The 17,972-nt window shown below is 55.2% G+C and carries 15 protein-coding genes; 3 read left to right on the top strand and 12 right to left on the bottom strand.

Going from position 1 to position 17,972, the window contains the following annotated elements:
• Positions 1 to 117 precede the first annotated feature (117 nt).
• Entirely contained in the window at positions 118 to 1,602 is a 1,485-nt protein-coding gene (gltX, locus tag B3K78_RS02095; protein ID WP_286694132.1) for a glutamate--tRNA ligase, read from the bottom strand.
• A gap of 123 nt (positions 1,603 to 1,725) precedes the next feature.
• On the opposite strand from gltX, the gene dusA reads away from it, so the two are divergent.
• The 3 genes from dusA to B3K78_RS02080 are packed head-to-tail and all read left to right on the top strand — an operon-like array spanning position 1,726 to position 4,202.
• Positions 1,726 to 2,778: a tRNA dihydrouridine(20/20a) synthase DusA gene (dusA, locus tag B3K78_RS02090; protein WP_286694131.1), complete on the top strand. Its 1,053-nt coding sequence runs from the start codon at positions 1,726 to 1,728 to the stop codon at positions 2,776 to 2,778.
• A 13-nt stretch (positions 2,779 to 2,791) separates the two neighbouring features.
• Complete coding sequence (gene tal / locus B3K78_RS02085) at positions 2,792 to 3,748, top strand: transaldolase (RefSeq protein WP_286694130.1); 957 nt, start codon at positions 2,792 to 2,794, stop codon at positions 3,746 to 3,748.
• Positions 3,741 to 4,202, top strand: coding sequence for a tellurite resistance TerB family protein (locus tag B3K78_RS02080; RefSeq protein WP_204995518.1), 462 nt, complete (start codon positions 3,741 to 3,743; stop codon positions 4,200 to 4,202). Before tal ends, B3K78_RS02080 begins: the two co-directional genes overlap by 8 nt.
• Before the next feature lie 10 nt (positions 4,203 to 4,212).
• Here the strand turns inward: B3K78_RS02080 and B3K78_RS02075 are convergent, their stop codons facing one another.
• The 11 genes from B3K78_RS02075 to B3K78_RS02025 all read right to left on the bottom strand — a co-directional run bounded on the left by B3K78_RS02075 (position 4,213) and on the right by B3K78_RS02025 (position 17,971).
• Entirely contained in the window at positions 4,213 to 4,701 is a 489-nt protein-coding gene (locus B3K78_RS02075; protein WP_204995519.1) for an STAS domain-containing protein, read from the bottom strand.
• A 6-nt stretch (positions 4,702 to 4,707) separates the two neighbouring features.
• Positions 4,708 to 5,889 carry a PP2C family protein-serine/threonine phosphatase gene (locus B3K78_RS02070; protein ID WP_286694129.1) on the bottom strand — a complete coding sequence of 394 codons (1,182 nt, stop codon included), beginning with the start codon at positions 5,887 to 5,889 and terminating at the stop codon, positions 4,708 to 4,710.
• Positions 5,890 to 5,962: 73 nt separating this feature from the next.
• The gene (locus tag B3K78_RS02065) at positions 5,963 to 6,682 is read right to left on the bottom strand and encodes an MlaA family lipoprotein (RefSeq protein WP_204995521.1); all 720 of its coding nucleotides are present in this window, start codon (positions 6,680 to 6,682) and stop codon (positions 5,963 to 5,965) included.
• Between the two features lie 67 nt (positions 6,683 to 6,749).
• Positions 6,750 to 7,505, bottom strand: coding sequence for an HvfC family RiPP maturation protein (locus tag B3K78_RS02060; RefSeq protein WP_286694128.1), 756 nt, complete (start codon positions 7,503 to 7,505; stop codon positions 6,750 to 6,752).
• The gene (locus tag B3K78_RS02055) at positions 7,505 to 8,371 is read right to left on the bottom strand and encodes an HvfB family MNIO-type RiPP peptide maturase (RefSeq protein ID WP_483375155.1); all 867 of its coding nucleotides are present in this window, start codon (positions 8,369 to 8,371) and stop codon (positions 7,505 to 7,507) included. The genes B3K78_RS02060 and B3K78_RS02055 overlap by 1 nt, the downstream gene beginning before the upstream one ends.
• Positions 8,372 to 8,416: 45 nt before the next feature.
• Positions 8,417 to 12,313: an ATP-dependent RNA helicase HrpA gene (hrpA, locus tag B3K78_RS02050; protein WP_286694127.1), complete on the bottom strand. Its 3,897-nt coding sequence runs from the start codon at positions 12,311 to 12,313 to the stop codon at positions 8,417 to 8,419.
• Between the two features lie 70 nt (positions 12,314 to 12,383).
• Positions 12,384 to 14,084: an AMP-binding protein gene (locus B3K78_RS02045; RefSeq protein ID WP_286694126.1), complete on the bottom strand. Its 1,701-nt coding sequence runs from the start codon at positions 14,082 to 14,084 to the stop codon at positions 12,384 to 12,386.
• A 92-nt stretch (positions 14,085 to 14,176) separates the two neighbouring features.
• Complete coding sequence (locus B3K78_RS02040) at positions 14,177 to 14,671, bottom strand: hypothetical protein (RefSeq protein ID WP_204995524.1); 495 nt, start codon at positions 14,669 to 14,671, stop codon at positions 14,177 to 14,179.
• 69 nt (positions 14,672 to 14,740) lie between these two features.
• Positions 14,741 to 15,709 (bottom strand): ABC transporter ATP-binding protein, encoded by a 969-nt coding sequence (locus B3K78_RS02035; protein WP_286694125.1) that lies wholly within the window; start codon positions 15,707 to 15,709, stop codon positions 14,741 to 14,743.
• Positions 15,702 to 16,679, bottom strand: a complete 978-nt coding sequence (locus B3K78_RS02030) for an ABC transporter ATP-binding protein (protein WP_286694124.1) — start codon at positions 16,677 to 16,679, stop codon at positions 15,702 to 15,704. Before B3K78_RS02030 ends, B3K78_RS02035 begins: the two co-directional genes overlap by 8 nt.
• A complete protein-coding gene (locus B3K78_RS02025) occupies positions 16,676 to 17,971 on the bottom strand; it encodes an ABC transporter permease (protein ID WP_286694123.1) in 1,296 nt (431 codons plus the stop codon). The genes B3K78_RS02030 and B3K78_RS02025 overlap by 4 nt, the downstream gene beginning before the upstream one ends.
• Position 17,972: the final 1 nt, after the last annotated feature.

Raw genomic sequence — 17,972 nt, 5'->3', positions numbered from 1 at the left:
CCCAGCTGAGCTATAGCCCCGAAAGAGGCTGCGCATATTAAGGTTCGTCCCCTACCTTGTCAACACGCGCAGTGAAAAAAATCCCCTTTAACAACACAGACTCATTTGCCGCCACCATCAAGGGAGTTGTTGATAGCGTTTTTCCAGCTTCTTAAGTTTTTTCTTGCCCACCCCGCCCAAAATATCAATGGCGTGGCGAATGCGCGCACGACTGATTTCCGGCCCGAGTATTTCCATGGAATCGACGACTGAGATCGATGCAGTGGTGCCCGCAATGGCAATAAACAGTGGAGGCATCACATCTTTCATACGCAGCTCCAGACCGTCGACCAGCGCTTTGATATCGGCAAACAACGTATCGCGCTGCCAATCGGATTCGGCCTCCAAACGCCACAAGCAGCACTGTAAGACCTCAACCAGCTGCTCTTCCTCTAAGGTGCACTGAGCAAAACTTTCCTTGCTCAGCGGCAGCATTCCCGATAGGAAAAAACCCGCCAGCGGTGCGATATCAGTAAATACCTCAATACGCTGTTTTAGATGTGGCAACATTTTGGTCAGCGTTTCCCGATTCAACGCCCAGCTCTGCAGGCGCTCAATTAGCGCGTCGTCGCTCAAGTCCTCTCGCAACCAAAGCCCATTAAGCCAGCGCAGTTTCTCAACATCGAAAATCGGGCCACCCAGGCTGACACGCTGAATGTCGAAGTGCTCGATCATTGTCTGAAGGCTAAACTTCTCGCGCTCATCGGGCATACTCCAGCCCATCCTCCCCAAGTAATTAAGTAGCGCCTCCGGCAAAAAGCCCATGCGCTGGTAGTACAAAATACTAGTGGGGTTCTTGCGCTTACTGAGCTTACTTTTGTCAGGGTTGCGCAACAGTGGCAAATGGCAAAGCTGCGGCATTTCCCAGCCAAAATACTCGTACAGCAACTTGTGCTTAGGCGCAGAATTCAACCATTCTTCGCCGCGCAGCACGTGGGTGATACCCATCAAATGGTCATCCACGACATTGGCCAAGTGGTAGGTAGGCAGGCCATCGGATTTCAATAATATCTGCGCGTCGACCTGGCCCCAATCTAATTCCACGGTACCGCGCAACATATCTTCTATCTCGCAACGGCCCGCTTCTTCGGGCACCACCATGCGAATAACATAGGGCATGCCCTCGGCTTCGCGGCGCTGCTGCTCGTCGTCACTCAGGCGCAGATCTGAGGGTTTTAACGCCGTGTGCTGGCCTTCGGCGCGCCGCGCTTCTCGCAGAGCATCGAGTTCTTCGGGGCTGCGATAACAGCGAAACGCCAAGCCCTTCGCGATAAGTTGCTCGCAGTGCTCCCGGTAAATTTCGCTGCGCTCACTCTGCCGGTAAGGCCCAGCTTGTCCGCCCACATCGGGCCCTTCATCCCAGTCCAAGCCCAGCCAGCGCAGGGAGTCTAAAATGGCTTGTTCTGACTCTGGCGTCGAACGCTGCTGGTCAGTGTCTTCAATGCGCAGCAGAAACTGGCCGCCTAGGCTTTTTGCAAAGCAGTAGTTAAACAGGGCGATGTAAGCGGTGCCGACGTGTGGATCACCAGTGGGGGATGGCGCAATGCGAGTGCGAACAGTCATGGAGAGTTGTTTACCATTTCAATACAATTAGCGTTGGCCGCGCGCATAAGCTGCGACATGAAAGGCGCCATTATACGGGCCAGCGGCGATAAGATTCACCTACCGCGGAGGTTTTCCTAGCGAATGCCCAACAATACCCTCGACAGGCGCTTCTGCGTAGCGCCAATGCTGGACTGGTCAGACCGCCACTGCCGTTTTTTTTGGCGAAAAATGAGTCGGCGCGCCGTGCTCTACACAGAAATGGTGACCACTGGCGCCCTGCTTCACGGCGACCAACACCGGCATTTGCAGTTCAGCACAGAGGAACAGCCCCTCGCCTTGCAGTTGGGCGGCAGCGATCCCAGCGACTTAGCCAAGGCCGTCAAGCTTGCCAAACAATGGGGCTACGACGAGGTGAATCTGAATTGTGGCTGCCCCTCAGACCGTGTTCAAAATGGCTTTTTTGGCGCGTGCTTAATGGCACGCCCCAGCCTGGTGGCAGGCTGCGTCGCCGCGATGATTGATGCTAGCGACTTGCCGGTCACCGTGAAACACCGCATTGGTATTGATGATCAGGAAGGTTATGAGCCGCTGCACGATTTTGTTGACCAAATTCATCAGGCAGGCTGTAACACGATCATTGTGCATGCCCGCAAAGCGTGGCTACAGGGTTTAAGCCCCAAGGAAAACCGGGAAATCCCGCCGTTGAATTACGATATGGTTTACCAGCTCAAAAATGACTTTCCCAAGCTGGAGGTCATTATCAATGGTGGTATCGACAGTATCGACGACGCGCTATCGCATTTGTCACATGTCGATGGCAGTATGTTGGGGCGCAGTATTTACCAGAACCCCTACCAGCTGGTGGAGGTAGATGAACGTATCTATGCCGATGAAGCCAATCAGCGCAGCCGGCAGGATGTTGTCGAATCACTCTACCCCTACATTGAAAAGGAACTTGCAAGCGGTACTCGACTCCACCATATAACGCGACATATTCTCGGGATTTTTAATGGCCAGGCCGGAGCCCGCCAGTTCCGCCGCCATCTCAGTCAGCATGCGCACCGGAATGACGCTGGACTGGAGGTACTGCAAGAAGCACTGGCCCTGACAACAACGGCGCAACAACGCCTGCAAGACTACGCGCAACAACGTGCTGGCCAAACCCTGCAGGAAAGCGAAATCAAGATACGGTGATAGGATTCATTTAATGAGCAGTATACTGGCACAACTTAAAGCGATGACGGATGTCGTGGCCGACACCGGCGACATCGAGGCAATCAAACGCTTTTCCCCCCAAGATGCGACCACCAACCCCTCACTCATCCTCAAAGCCGCCCAGCTGCCGCAGTATCAGGCGCTGATCGACCGCATCGTTGCCGAAAACATTACCGACCCTAACAACGACGAACAAATTAAAGCTGCCTGCACGCGCCTGGCCGTTGCCATAGGCCGCGAAATTAGTCAGCTGGTACCAGGAAAAGTCTCCACAGAAGTGGACGCTCGGCTCTCCTTCGATACCGCCGCAACCGTCGAACAAGCCAAGACTATCGTCAAGTTATACGAAGAAGCGGGTGTTGGGCGCGACAAGTTATTAGTGAAGATCGCCTCGACGTGGGAAGGCATTCAAGCTGCCGCAGAGCTCGAAAAAGCCGGCATTGAATGTAACCTGACCTTATTGTTCAGCCTGGCACAAGCGGCGGCATGCGCCGAGGCAGGTGCAACATTGATCTCGCCCTTTGTCGGCCGCATTCTCGACTGGCACGTGGCCCGCGGCGACAGCCCCGAAAGCCCGGCACAAGATCCCGGCGTGCAGTCTGTCGCGGGCATCTATGCCTATTACAAACAGCACGGCTACAGCACCATTGTGATGGGCGCAAGCTTTCGAAATGCCGGCGAAATTGCTGAGCTAGCGGGTTGTGACCGACTCACAATCAGCCCTGCCCTGCTCGAAGAATTGGATAATGCGCAAGGTCAGCTGCCACAGCGCCTGAGCCCTGAAGCCGACTTCGCACCACAACAGAAGCTCGATTCTAGCGAATCATCCTTTCGCTGGGCCATGAATGAAGATGCCATGGCAACAGAAAAGCTGGCAGAAGGGATTCGCGCCTTCGCCGCGGATCAACGGAAACTCGAGGATTTGTTGAGAGGCTGGCAAGGTGTTTGAGTTTATAAAAAACTTGCTGGGCGAGGCCTCCAATGCCGACGGCAGCGACGAGCTGTCGATGGAATTGGTAGCCGCCTCGCTGTTGATAGAAGTCAGCAAATCCGACTACAAGCAAGAGCCGGCAGAAGTGGAGAAGATTCGCCAACTGCTGGTGCAGCACTTTCACCTCAGTGCAGACGAAATTGAAGCCTTTATGGAAAAGGCGCATGAGTCGACCCAAGACAGCACCTCCCTCTACCCCTTTACCCGCTACATCAATGACAATTGCAATAACGCAGAGAAGTTTCAGCTGGTGAAGGCGCTGTGGGAAGTTGCGGCAGAAGACGGCGACATAGACAAGTACGAAGAACACGTCATCCGTAAAATTTCAGAGTTGATTTACCTGCCCCACAAGGACTTTATCAGGGCAAAATTGATGGTTTGTGAAACGCTTGGCCTAACTGCAAAAAAGTAATGCCGCAGGCTTAGTAACACTGCCCTTCCAGTAGGGTGACAAGCTCGCGAAACTTAGCCCGATTGCTCTCATTCATTCCCATGAGCACGCGGTGCGCCTCCAGCACTTTGGCGCGAACCGCATCTTCACTGTCGGGCAATACCGGCAGTTCATTCAGGTCCTCGTCGTCTACCACTGGCTCTTGGCGAATACAGAAAACGCGACCAAACCCCATGCTATCCAGCACGCGAGTGATATCAGGATTGGTAGACAAAATAACCGGCACATAGGAAAAGCGTTGCTTGGCTTTGATTGCTAGTTTTGCGAGCAAGCCGAGGGTGGTGCTGTCTATATTGGTTGCATCAACGAGATCAATAACGACACTGGCAAACCCTTTGCTGGTTAGCATATCGTCAAAAAAATCATCCATCGTCGTGCAAAGGGTTAGACGCACTTCGCCAACCAATTTAATGACGAAAGCACCGTCTTGCTCTGCGACCAAAATTTTACCTGGCTGCATGACTTCCTATAACCTGCTAATGACTAAGATGGCGATATCATCCGGTGCATCACCAATATTGTTTAAGTCGAAGGCCGTTACCAGTTCACTGGACGAACGCTGCCCAGCGCTGAGTAGTGCCAATAGCGCCTCTTCTTTTTCCTTTAGCGAGTCGCGTTGTAACACCTCCAATATACCATCGGAAAACAGTGTCAGCACGGCGCCACTCGGAAAGCAGATCATGTGATCGGTAAAAGCCGCATCGCTAAAAAGCCCCACGGGCATATCGTGCTCGGGCAAAAATTCCGCCTGCCCGTCACAGGCCAGCACCGGCGCCGGAAGGTGTCCCGCAACCGCGTAACAGAGCTGATCGCAGTTGAGATCAAAGACCCCGACACACATGGTCACATGCTTACCGATACCCATTTCAAGAAGTTCACGGTTGGCAATGGCAAGCATTTTCGCGGGAGACAGTATTGCCGTTGAGCCGCGATGAAGGTAGTCACTGCGCTTGCGAGCGAAAAGGTTTTTCAAAAATACGGTCACAAAGGCGGAACTGGCGCCGTGGCCTGACACATCGGCAACAAAGAATACCGCCCGATCATCGCCGACGAGAAAATAGTCAACGAAGTCGCCACTCAGGTAGAGAGACGGCAAAATAAAATGGCAGAACTGGTAGCCTTCAATGTCTTTAGGCGTATCTGGCAACAACAATTGCTGAACGTGCTTACCGGCCTGCTGATCTTGCTGAAGGTGGGTCAGACTTTCCAATAACTCGCGGTTGGCCGCTTCTAATTTATGGCGATAAGCGAGGTTTTCACGTTTTAATTCGCAGCGCTCCACCGCGCGATTGATGGCATGGCGAATGACATCAGCGCTTTCAGGCGGCAGCATGAGGTAATCGGTAGCGCCGTGGCGTACAGCAGAGAGAACATCGGCCAGGCTCTCGCGCCGGGACACACAGATCAGGGGAAGCTCACGGGGGTCGGCAGCCATATCATCAAGCAAGGTGATGCCTTGGCAGTCGGGCAGATCGATATCAATCATCACAATATCGATATCGTCTTCCCGAAAACAGCGCAGCGCCTCTGTGCTGTCGTCGAGACTCAACACGATAACGCCGAGGGCCTCTAGGGCTTCGCGCAGTTGCCGGTGAAGGTCATCGCGGTGCTGAACAAGCAGCAGCCGGTGATGTAAGGGTCTGGTCATCTGCCTGTTTTACCTTTACGGCGCCACCGGAGCAAGCCATGTGCCTGTGCAGGATTCACATCCCGCTACCCTGCTATTCAAAATCAAAGGACTCAAAATCCTCGTCGCCAAAGCTATCCTGGAACTCGCCATCGTTAATTAGGAACTGACGGCGCTGCAGATAGGCATCTTTAAGAAAGGTGTACTTATCACCGCTGACCAGCTCATCGGAGCCCAATAATTTTGCACGTACTTGCACAAGATCCAGCGCCATCAAACCCAATTCAGCGGAAAAGGGCTCGACCTCACTGGTCGGTGAGGCATAGCGATCGATAAAGCGGCTGCTACCATCGCGAATGGTACTTGGACCGAGAAGAGGCAGCATTAGAAAGGGGCCGGGCTCTACCCCCCAAACAGCCAGAGTTTGCCCAAAATCCTCTGACTCGCGGGGCAGTCCCAGATGGGTCGCGACATCAAAAAAGCCCAGCACACCCACCGTGGTGTTTATCAGAAAGCGCCCGGCATCAACCATGGCGTCTTTGCCCTCTCCCTGGAGGACATCATTGAAGAAGTTCTTCACCTCACCGAGGTTGTCAAAAACATTGCCGATGCCCTGATCAATGAATCTCGGCGTCACCTCTTTGTAAGCCTTGGCAACCGGTTTGGCGACGTAGCGATCCGCCCCCTCGTTAAAGGCGAAAATGTGGCGATTGAGGCCTTCCCAGGGGTCGCGGGGATCATTGCCATATTCTGCGGCGAAAGACAGCGGCGCGAACAGACAAATCACCGTGGTGAGCAGTCTATGCAGCAACATGCGAATAGTATTCCCTACTGTTGTATTGCGCCCACTATACCTAAAGCCCACATTAATACCAGCGATGTTATTCGCCAGTGAATGAAGGCTCTGCAAGGCAGAGAATATCCGCCTCCAGCAGCTGTTTTAGCAGGCTCTCAGCGAAGTCAACCAAGCGGTCTTCCTCGGTCGCCAGTTCCGTAGCCAAACTCGCCAAACACTCACGTGGCGAGGCTCCGCCTTCTAGCAGTGCTAACAAGCGAGCGGTGACGGCATTAATTTCCATAAATCGCACCGCGTCGCTGCGGTCCCGGTACACCACCAAATATGTCATGTCTCCCGGCGGGTGGAGAGGTTGATAGGCCTTGGAAATACGATGCACCGGGTATGGGTAACTCAAGCTCCAGGCGAGGGGCGACTTCCGCAGACAGGTATCGACCAAGGGCGTGGACACAGACAGTTTCGCCGGCAGCGTGGCCGTATCTGTATCGAGAGCAAGTTCCACCCACTCATAGTGCGCCAGCGCCGGTAAAAATGGTGGATCATCGGGGTGGTCGCGCGCACTGCTAAGGTAGTGAAGAAACTCCTCAGCAATTTGCAAAAAATACGGGCTCTGGCAGTGATGGACTTTCATAAAGTCCCGCACCATGGCGTGCCACTGATCATCGGGAAAAATACTGCGACAAACCGGAAAACCACCGCTGATGAAGCCTTCTATGTTCTTGTAGAACAAGTCTCGATACACGGCCAGGCGACGAGGCTCGACCCCCTGCGGCGCTGGGCAAGACTCTGGATCGCGCAAATAGGCGGTTAAGGCCTGCTGCTGTTGCTGAAAGGGGTCCATTACTGCCCTACCTCCCCTGTCGCCTGCACATCGCGAATTCGCGATACCTCATCAAGCAACTCGGCCATTGGTGGAAAGTTAAAATCTCGCTCCAACAATGTCGGCAAAGACCCGCAATGCCCATAGCACTCGCCAAGCAGCTTCCACACGGACTCGATAACGGGCGCACCATGCGTATCCACTTTGAGGTCATCAGCCTCGTCAAAATGACCGGCGATGTGCATATAAGCGGCGCGCTCCAGCGGTAGCTCGCGCAGGAATTGCCGGGCATCGTAGCCGTGGTTCACACTGTTAACGTAAACATTATTCACATCTAACAATAGGCCACAATCGGCCTCTTCGAGCACGCCAGTAATGAACTGCGATTCGGTCATCTGGCTATCAAGCGCGGCGTAGTAGGAGGCATTTTCCAGTAAAATTTTTCGACCGAGACGCCGCTGCACCTCAATTACGCGCTCGGCAACATGCGCAACCGCCTCATCGGTAAAGGGGATCGGCATCAGGTCATAGAGGTGGCCGCTGTCGCCGCAGTAGGTAAGGTGCTCGCTGTAGAGGCGACAATCGAAGCGGTCGATGAATGCCGCGATATCGTCGATCAACGCGTAGTCGAGCGGCGCAAAACCGCCGATGTTTAAGCTCAAACCGTGCAGGGTAACCGGGAATTTTTCAGCCAGCGCTTCAAATGCCTTGCCAAACCGTCCGCCGAGGTCAATCCAGTTTTCGGGGGCGACCTCGAAGAAGTCGATATCGCCGGGCTGCAACTCGCTGAAGGCATCGAGCATGCCGCGTCGCAAGCCCAGTCCCACAGCATCTGCCGCTAAGCCCGGTTGAATTGCTGACTGTTGCTGAACGTGATATTGAGGCAAGGCCCTCTCCTCTTCGCCCGTTATTGTTGTATTAGGACGTATGACTCAGCGAATTGTTACATCGTTCTTTAACGCTTGCCAAAGCTGCTTTAGGCGTTTCTCCGATACGGTTTGCGCCGTGCCCAAGCGCTGGGCGAACAACGACACGCGAAATTCTTCCAACAGCCAGCGGTATTCTCTGAGCTTTTCTGATTTCTGCCACAACTTGGGATCGCGAGCCAGTGCGTTTTCCAGCTGCTCCTGTAGCGGTTCAATGGCAAGTGTCGACTGGCGATCCCGCTGATAGTGGCCGTCAAGTTTACTGACCCGCTCCTCTATCGCAGCAAGGTATCGCGGGTAGTGGCCAAGCGCCTCGGTAGACACCTGAAAAATAAAGTCGTCGACAAATAGGCCGTCTAACTGGCGCTGAATATCATTAATACTGTGTATCCAGCTCAAGCTGTTTAGCTTCTTCAGCTGCTTTCGGATTCGCGCCTGCGACGCGAGAATATCGCCTAGCAACGCTGCAACCTCTTCGGCACAAGGCACAAATTCCGCACGACCCGACTCCCAAAGGGCATCAAAGGCCTGTTGATCGCGCGGCAGATTATCCGTAGTAACTGCAAAAGCTCGACGCGCTGCCACCAATAGACAGGCCTCTATCCACGCTTTGCGTTGTTGTCCGCAGGCGGCGAACTGTAGCTGTTGGGCATTCCCCTTAAACAACTTAGCGCGCAGACTCTTGCACTGGGCGGGCAAACGCAGAAGTAACAGCCGCAAACAGCCGCGCAAGGACTTGTTCTGCGCCTCCTCCAGCGTTTCGGCCAAGCTGAGCTCCACATCCTGCCCCGAATCCGTCAAGCAGGGAAACGCAGTCAAGGTCGCGCCCGCCTGTTTGAAGCGATGCTCGACAGGCAGTTCGCCAAACTCCCATTGTTGATAGCGGCGTACCTCAAAACCACCCTGGCTCTCTTCAGCGATACTTTTTTGCACCTCTGAAGCGAGCTGCGCCCTCAATGCAACAATATCCCGCCCCGACGCCAGCCGCTTGCCGCCGTCGTCGAGTACCACCACATTCATTTTGTAGTAGTCATCTATGGTCGCCGATGACCATGCTGCTAAATCAATATTGGCGTCGCTAAGCTGCTCCAGCCGGGCAGCTAATGCTGGTAGTAGAGGCTCGTCACTCGGCGTTAGCCGGGCCAATGCCCGATCTACGTAGTCAGGAACCGGCACCAATTGCTTGCGCTGGGCCTTTGGCAACGCCTTAACCAAGGCGATACATTTTTCTCGCAATAACCCTGGCACAAGCCATTCGAAGCGCCCCTCCGGCAGCTTGTGCAACAATACTAGCGGAACGGAAACACTGACGCCGTCATCGCGATGCCCCGGCTCAAAGTGGTAAGACAAGGCCAGCTGTTTACCCCCACAACTCAACTGGGTGGGAAATTGCGCCTCGTCAACGCCACCCTCGCTGCGCATCATCTGTGAGCGAGCCATCTTAAGAGTGGCATCCGCCGAGGATTTTTTCAGCCAGGACTCCAGTTGCCTGGCGGTCGTTATGCCCTCGGGCAGGCGCTCATCATAGAACGCATAGATCTCCTCATCTGAGATCAAAATATCACGCCGGCGCGCCTTGTCTTCCAAGTCGAGTATCTCGCGGCGCAAGGCCTGGTTGTGGGCAAAAAATGCCGCCGCACCTCGGTAACGCCCCTCAACCAAGCCCTGGCGGATAAAGACCTCCCTGGCCAGCTTGGCGTCAATAGGGCCAAAGTGAATGCGATGACGGTCGCGCAGGGTCAAGCCGAAAAGCAGGGTTTGTTCATAGGCCATTACCCGCCCGCTACGGGCGTGGAAATGCGGTTCGGCGTAATTGCGCTTCAACAAACTGTCGTTGATACCAAACACCCACTCGGGCTCGATCTTTGCCACACAGCGAGCAAAGAGCTGACTGGTCTCTGCCAGTTCAGCGGCAACAATCCACTTGGGTGTTTTCTTTCGCAGCGACGACCCCGGAAAAATCATCAGTTTACGATTGCGCGCGCCGAGGTATTCCCTGCCTTCGTCATGGTTCGCAATTTGACTGAGAAAGCCCGGCAACAGTGCCCGATGAATGTTTTGGTAATCGGCTGGCTGCTTATTTTGCTCGAGCTTTAACTGCCGGCACATCAGTAGTAGCTGGTGGTGCACCTCTCGCCATTCACGCATGCGAGTCCAGCTGAGAAACTCCTTCTTACACAGTTTGCGCCATTGATTCGCACTGAGTTGTTGGCGCTGCTCCTCCGCGTATTCCCACAGTGCTACAAAGGCGAGGAAATCCGACCCCTCCTGCCAAAAGCGCCGGTGCTTTTCGTCCGCGGCCTGCTGTTTGTCCGCCGGGCGGTCGCGTGGGTCCTGAATACTCAAGGCACTGGCAATCACCAGCATTTCACGCAGGCACTGCTGTTCTGCCCCGGCGATAATCAGCCGAGCTATACGCGGATCTACCGGAAAACGCGCCAGCATCTTGCCCTGTGCCGTCATCCGCTCCCCGTCGACGGCCCCGAGCTCCCTCAGCAAGGCAAAGCCATCGCGAATTAAGCGGTTATCCGGCGCGTCGACAAAGGGAAACTTGCGGATATCACCCAGACCCAACTGCAACATCTGGAGGATAACGGCCGCCAGGTTAGTACGTTGAATCTCCGGCTCGGTAAACAGCGGGCGGCGCTCAAAGTCTTCCTTGCTGTACAGACGATAAGCGATGCCTTCTGCCACGCGCCCGCAGCGCCCCGCGCGCTGATTTGCACTGGCTTGAGACACTGGTTCAATGGGCAGGCGTTGTACCTTACTGCGAACGCTGTAGCGACTCACGCGCGCCGTACCTGCGTCGATCACATAGCGAATGCCTGGCACCGTCAGCGAGGTTTCTGCCACGTTTGTCGCCAACACCACGCGCCAGCCACGCCGCCCTTTAAGGTCGAAAATGCGCTGTTGTTCCGCCGCGCTCAGCCGCGCATACAGCGGCAACACCTCCGCACCCGGCAGTTGCGCTTGACGCAATTGTTTGGCGACGTCCCGTATCTCCCGTTCTCCACTCAAAAAAACCAGAGTATCGCCATGGCGTTGCGCGCCCTCGGCGATCATCTCCCGCAATACCTGTTCTACCCCTTCTCCCAGGTCTTGCTCTGCGCTGATGTCCTCCAAAGGGCGATAGCGAAATTCAACCGGGTAGCTGCGACCGGACACCTCGACGACGGGGGCATTGTCGAAGTGGCGAGAAAAGCGCTCCACATCAATGGTTGCAGAGGTAATAATCAGTTTGAGCTCTGGGCGCTTAGGCAACAGGGTTTTCAGGTAACCCAGCAAAAAATCGATATTGAGGCTGCGTTCATGGGCCTCATCGATGATGATCGTGTCGTAATCGCTCAAATAACGGTCGTTGGCGATTGCAGCGAGCAGGATCCCGTCGGTCATCAGCTTTATGTAGGTGTTCGGGGTGCTTTGCTCCTGAAAACGCACCTGATAACCCACGGCACCACCCAACGGCGTATTCAATTCATCTGCAATTCGCTGAGCCACCGTGCGCGCCGCAAGACGACGAGGTTGGGTGTGGGCGATCTGCCCATTGACCCCGCGGCCCATTTCCAGACACAACTTCGGCAGCTGCGTGGTTTTACCCGAACCCGTCTCGCCGGCTATCACCACAACCTGGTGTTTATCGATTGCTGCTCGAATATCGTCAATGCGCTGACTGACCGGCAATCCCTCGGGGAAGCTCACTGCCGGTACGGCGCGCTGCCGGAAGAGCAGCCGCTCAGCGGAGGCATTGATGCTCTCCTCAAGTTTGACATAGGCGTCGCCGACAGCTTGACCGTCTCGCTCTCGACGCTGCAGTTGTTGCAAACGACGTCGCAATCGATAGTGATCGGGGCGGTAGCTGTCGCCGAGCTTGTCAGCGAGGAGATTCCAATTATGGCCGGACATGAGCGCTAGACTAGGACCTTAAAATAAAAAGGGCGCCACATGGGCGCCCTTGCGTTTTCCAGCGTAAAAATCAGCTGGCGCGCTTGGCAAGCTCTTCGTCTCGCAGAGTGCGGCGAAGTACTTTACCAACGTTCGTTTTGGGCAGTTCGTCACGAACTTCGATATAGCGCGGCATTTTATAGCCGGTAAGACGCTCGCGCAAAAAGTCCTTCAACTCTTTCTCGTCAAGTTCGCCATGCTTGGGCGCAACGAAAATCTTAACGGCTTCACCGGATTTTTCATCAGGCACGCCAATCGCCGCACACTCAGCAATATTTGGATGCGAGCTAAGCACATCCTCGATCTCGTTGGGGTAAACGTTGAAACCGGACACCAAGATCATGTCTTTCTTGCGATCGACAATTTTCAGGTAGCCATCTTCCTTCACCACCGCGACATCGCCAGTCAGCAGCCAACCATCTTTAATGGTCTTCTCAGTTTCGTCCGGGCGCTGCCAGTAACCCATCATGACCTGCGGGCCGCGCACGCAAAGTTCGCCGCGCTCGCCGATGCCCACGTCGTTGCCGTCGTCGTCAACCAAACGCACTTCGGTACCCGGCAGCGGCAGGCCGATGGTACCAATTTGGTTGGCACCACCCGGGTTGATCGATACCACTGGTGAGGTTTCGGTCAAACCGTAACCCTCGTAGATCTCCGCGCCGGTCATTTCCTTCCAGGTTTTCGCGGCACCGGCAGTCAGCGCCATCCCGCCAGACAGGGTGACCTTGAGGCCGGAGAAGTCCAAGCTGGCAAATTCCGGGTGTTTACAAAGCTGAACAAACAGCGTGTTGATACCGCTCATTCCCGTCCATTTCCAGCGTTTCATCTCTTTAATAACGCTGTCCAACTCACGCGGATTGGGAATCAAAATTGAGTGGTTACCCTGCATCATGACAACAAACGTCAGCATAAAGGAGTAGATGTGGTACAGCGGCAGCGGCGCGATAAAGGTTTCGCCGCCACTCACCAAGCCATAACTGGAGAAGTTCTCTCGGCTCTGCAATACGTTAGCCATCAGGTTTCTGTGGCTAATCATTGCGCCTTTAGATACCCCGGTGGTACCGCCGGTATATTGCAGCAGCGCCAATGCTTCCAGGTCCGGCGCAGCCTTTTGATATTGCTTGCTACTGCCTTTGGCCAGGGCTTTACGGAAGCTAATGGAGTTCTTGAATTTAACCGAGGGGACTTCTTTGCGTACATACTTAAGTACGCTGTTAATCAACGTCCGCTTCACTGGTGGATGAAGGTCGGCCACTTCAGTAACGATAACTGTACCCACGCCAGTATCACCAACTACTGCGGCCGCTGTTTCGGCAATGTTTGCCAATACGACGATGGCCTTTGCACCGGAGTCGTTCAATTGGTGCTTGAGTTCGCGCTCGCTGTAAAGGGGATTGGTATTCACCACGATCATGCCGGCACGCAGCGCACCGAACAGTACAACCGGGTACTGCAAAATATTAGGCATTTGAATCGCAATGCGATCGCCTGCTTGCAAACCGCTGTGCTCTTGCAGGTAACAGGCAAACTGCTCAGACAAGCGATCCAAATCTGCGTAGCTTAATGTGTGCCCCAAGCAGCTGACAGCCGGGTTCGCCGCGTATTGATTGACGCAGTGGTCAAACATACCGACCAAATTCGGGAACTCTTGCAGATCGACGTCATTGGATAGGCCAATGCGTGATCTCGCCGCGTTAATCGTTTCTGCAATTTGCTGTTGCTGCTCAGACAAGGTCGCCCCCTAGCTATATTTTTGTTATCGACGTGCCTCCCCATGCCGGTTGGCACAAGGGCTCGGACGCCTATTCAAGTGAATTTGGCAAGCTAACCAGATTTGTGTTCACTGTCAACACCAGTCGACTCGCCAGCCGCAAACTGATCCGGGTCCACAAACATCAGGCGAAAGCGCAAATTTCCCGCCTGGCGCTGGTCTACACCCAGTACCAGCGCATTCATCTGCCCTTTTGTTTCGCTGATGACAGGCACAAAAATAACATGTTCTTGCCCCTCTTGATCACTCATCACCCTGGGAGCATTGCCTGTTTTTAGAAAGCGGGCGTAGCTATCCACGAGCATGATCAATTGATTGCGAAATGCACTAAAGTTTAACTGTCCGCGGAACTCATCATAGTTCATATCAAGACTGACGCGCAGGACCGACCCGTCTTCAAGTTTCACATCGTTCAGCAATACCGCCTTACCCGCCTCCAAGGCGCGAAAGAAACGCTTTCCGTCGCTGCGCTGCCCATCAATGATGCACTGTTTAATCAGCGAGGATGCCAATAACATCAGCGCGGGGGTCTCAATATTTACATTCATTGTTGTTATTCCTGATACGTCATTTTCTGGCGACAGCATGCTAATGCAAGACACCCCTTCACACCAGCCTCAGCCCGCGGGTGCTGCACCGGCAATGTCGTCACTGCGGTGACAGGCCACGGCCCTGCCCTCAGCCTGCACTTTAAGCCAGGGTGGGGTCTGTCGACATGATTCGAGGGCGTAGGGGCAACGGTCGGCGAAGCGGCAGCCGACATCGGTACTTAACGGCAGGGACAGCTCTATGGTCCGCGGGGCGATCACTTGTACCTTGTTGCGATCGAGCGTCGGCTCGGGGTGAGCAGCCAACAACTGCTGAGTATAGGGGTGCGCCGGGGTATTCAGCAGCTGCCAACAGGGCGCTAGCTCAAGTAGTTCGCCGAGGTACATCACCGCAATGCGGTCAGCCAAGCCGCCAAGTACCGCCAGGTCGTGGGTGATAAATACCATTGCGGTACCGAGATCGCTCTGAATTTCCCTCAACAGCGCCAATATTTGCGCTTGCACCGACACATCCAGCGCCGACACCGCCTCGTCGCAAACCACCAGCTGCGGCTCACACAAAAAGGCCCTGGCAATCCCCACCCGCTGGCGCTGCCCGCCGGACAGTTCATGGGGATAGCGCTGGGCAAATCGTGCACCAAGGCCGACCCGCTCCAGCCAATACCCCTGCCGCTGGTGAATCACACTGCGACGCTCACCGCGAGCCAGCAGTGGCTCGGACAAACTTTCGCCGATGGTCATGCGGGGGTTGAGACTCGCGTAGCTGTCCTGAAAAACCATTTGTATCTGCCCCGCGCGGCGGCGCTGGAGCTTCTCAGGTAAAACCGCTCCGTTGAATCGCAGAGTGCCGTGGGAAGGCCGTTGCAGGCCGGCAATGATACGCCCCAGGGTGGACTTACCGGAGCCGCTTTCGCCCACTAGCCCCAGCACTTCGCCAGCGCGGATGGATAAACTCACCCCATCGACAGCGGCAAGATCCTCATTATTGCGCTGAAAATGACAACTGACCTGGTGCAAGGCGAGCAATGGTTCAGTCATGCTGCAGCCTCCAGCGCTCGGGGTAGTCCGGGTGCCAGCGCCAACAGCGCACGCCAGCACCTCGCGGTGAGACCAGCAACGGCGGCGAATCCTCACAAATAGCCATACGATGTTTACAGCGCGGTGCAAAGGCACAACCGTGAATAGTGCCGCGCATATCGGGCGGTGAACCCGGAATGGCAACCGTAATTTCCCTGCTATGCAAACGTGGCATTGCTGCCTGCAAGGCCTCACTGTAGGGGTGGGCAGGGTGGCGTAACAAACTCGCTACAGAGGCCGACTCCACGGTTTCACCCGCGTACATCACTGATACGGTGTCAGCAATATTGGCCACCACCCCCAGATCATGACTGATAAACAGTAAACTGGTGCCCTGCTCGTGCTGTAGTTCACTCAACAGTGCCAACACTTCGGCCTGAACCGTCACATCCAGTGCGGTGGTCGGCTCGTCGGCGATCAATAATTTCGGTCGACAAGCAACCGCCAGCGCTATCATCACCCGCTGCAGCATGCCCCCCGAAAACTCAAAGGGGTATTGAGATAGGCGCTGCTCGGCACGCGGAATCGCCAAGCGCTCAAGAAGTGCCGCAGATTCGGCACGCGCCTGTCGACGGTCCATATTGCGGTGCAAGCGAAAGCACTCAGACAGCTGCGCTCCGATCGTTCGCGTGGGGCTTAATGCGGTCATCGGGTTTTGAAATATCATGGCGATGCGCCGCCCACGCCACCCTCGCCAATCGCGATGCCCCTGAGCCGGCAGTGGCTGCCCCATTACACTGAACTGCTCGGCATTGAGCACCGCATTGGGCGGTGCCAAACCGAGTAAACACATGGCGGTTAACGACTTGCCGCTGCCAGACTCGCCGACAAGCGCTCGGCATTCTCCCTCCTCCAGACTGAAGGACACCTCTCTCAACACCTGGTTGCCGCTGAGTGCGAGTTGTAAATGCTCTATCGCGACGACGCTCATTGCCCCACCCCGCCGCTGCGTTTATCGGCAGTGTCACGCAATGCGTCACCGAGAATATTAAACGCCAATACCGAAATACTGATCATTGCGGCCGGCCACAATAGCTGCCCGGGGTGGGACAAAAGTGTTTTGATACCATCGTTACACATTGCCCCCCAAGACGTGCTTGGTGGCGACACCCCCATACCAATAAATGAAAGAAAGGCCTCAGTAAAAATTGCCTGGGGTATGGCAAAACTGAATGCCACCATCAACACCGGCAACACATTTGGAAAAATATGTCGCCGGAAAATCCCCCAAGTAGTAACGCCCGAGAGTCGCGCCGAGTCGATAAATGGCTGGCTGCGCAGGGCCAGCACTTGGCCGCGAATAAGCCGCGCACTGCTCGGCCAGCTAAGCAGTAACATCGCCAAAATGAGTGGCAAAATGCCGTCCTCACCGGGACCAATCCCGAAGGCAATACGCAGTAAAATCATGAACAGCAAGAAAGGCAGTGCGACGACAAAATCCGCTGAGCGCATGGCAAATTGGTCAAACTTACCGCCAATATAGCCCGCCAAACCACCAAAGATCGCACCGAAACTGATAAACAATAGCGGCGCCACAATCCCCACAAACAGCGAGCTTCGCCCGCCAGCCATTAGCCTCGCCAGGATGTCGCGGCCCAAGGCATCGGTACCCAGAGGGTGAGCAGGCAATCTAAGGTACTCAGGATAAACCGTCGCAGAGGCAGGTATCAGTCCCTGCAACTGGGCTTCAAATACCGAAATTGCTGGCTCAGGACGCGTCTCGGTTGAAAACAGCATCAGCCCCGTGTCGGCATCGACCAGGGTGTAACGGTAGATCTGACGCCGCAATTGCAATTCATCGGTATATGACCAGCCCCTACCCTGCCACAGCGGCAGGCCTTTACCCGATTGATGCTGTTTGGCTCGATAGAGACGAAAGCGCTCAACCGAGACCACCTCGGGCCAGGCGAGCTGCACGCGTTCGGTATTACTCTCCAGCACCGTTAAGCGGCTGACGTTACCAGCTCCCTTTGTTGATATGGGGCCGACCACCCTTGCGTATATCCCCGATGTCGGTCCACTGGACACCTGCGACAACCATTGCTGGCTCGGATCCTGCTGCCACACTAACGGGCCAAGGAGCACAAAAAGCAGCATCGCCATCGCCGTGCCTGCGGCCGCTAGTAAGCTGGGGCTCCACCGCCATGAGGGGGGCGCCGCGCACTCCACATCTGGAAGTACCGGCGGCTGCCACGGCGCAAAACGAAATACGGGAATGCGCATG

Source organism: Spongiibacter sp. UBA1325 (genome assembly GCF_002306875.1).
Lineage (GTDB): Bacteria > Pseudomonadota > Gammaproteobacteria > Pseudomonadales > Spongiibacteraceae > Spongiibacter > Spongiibacter marinus.
The sequence above is the reverse complement of the archived record's forward strand: the minus strand, read 5'-3'. Positions and strand labels throughout refer to the sequence as shown.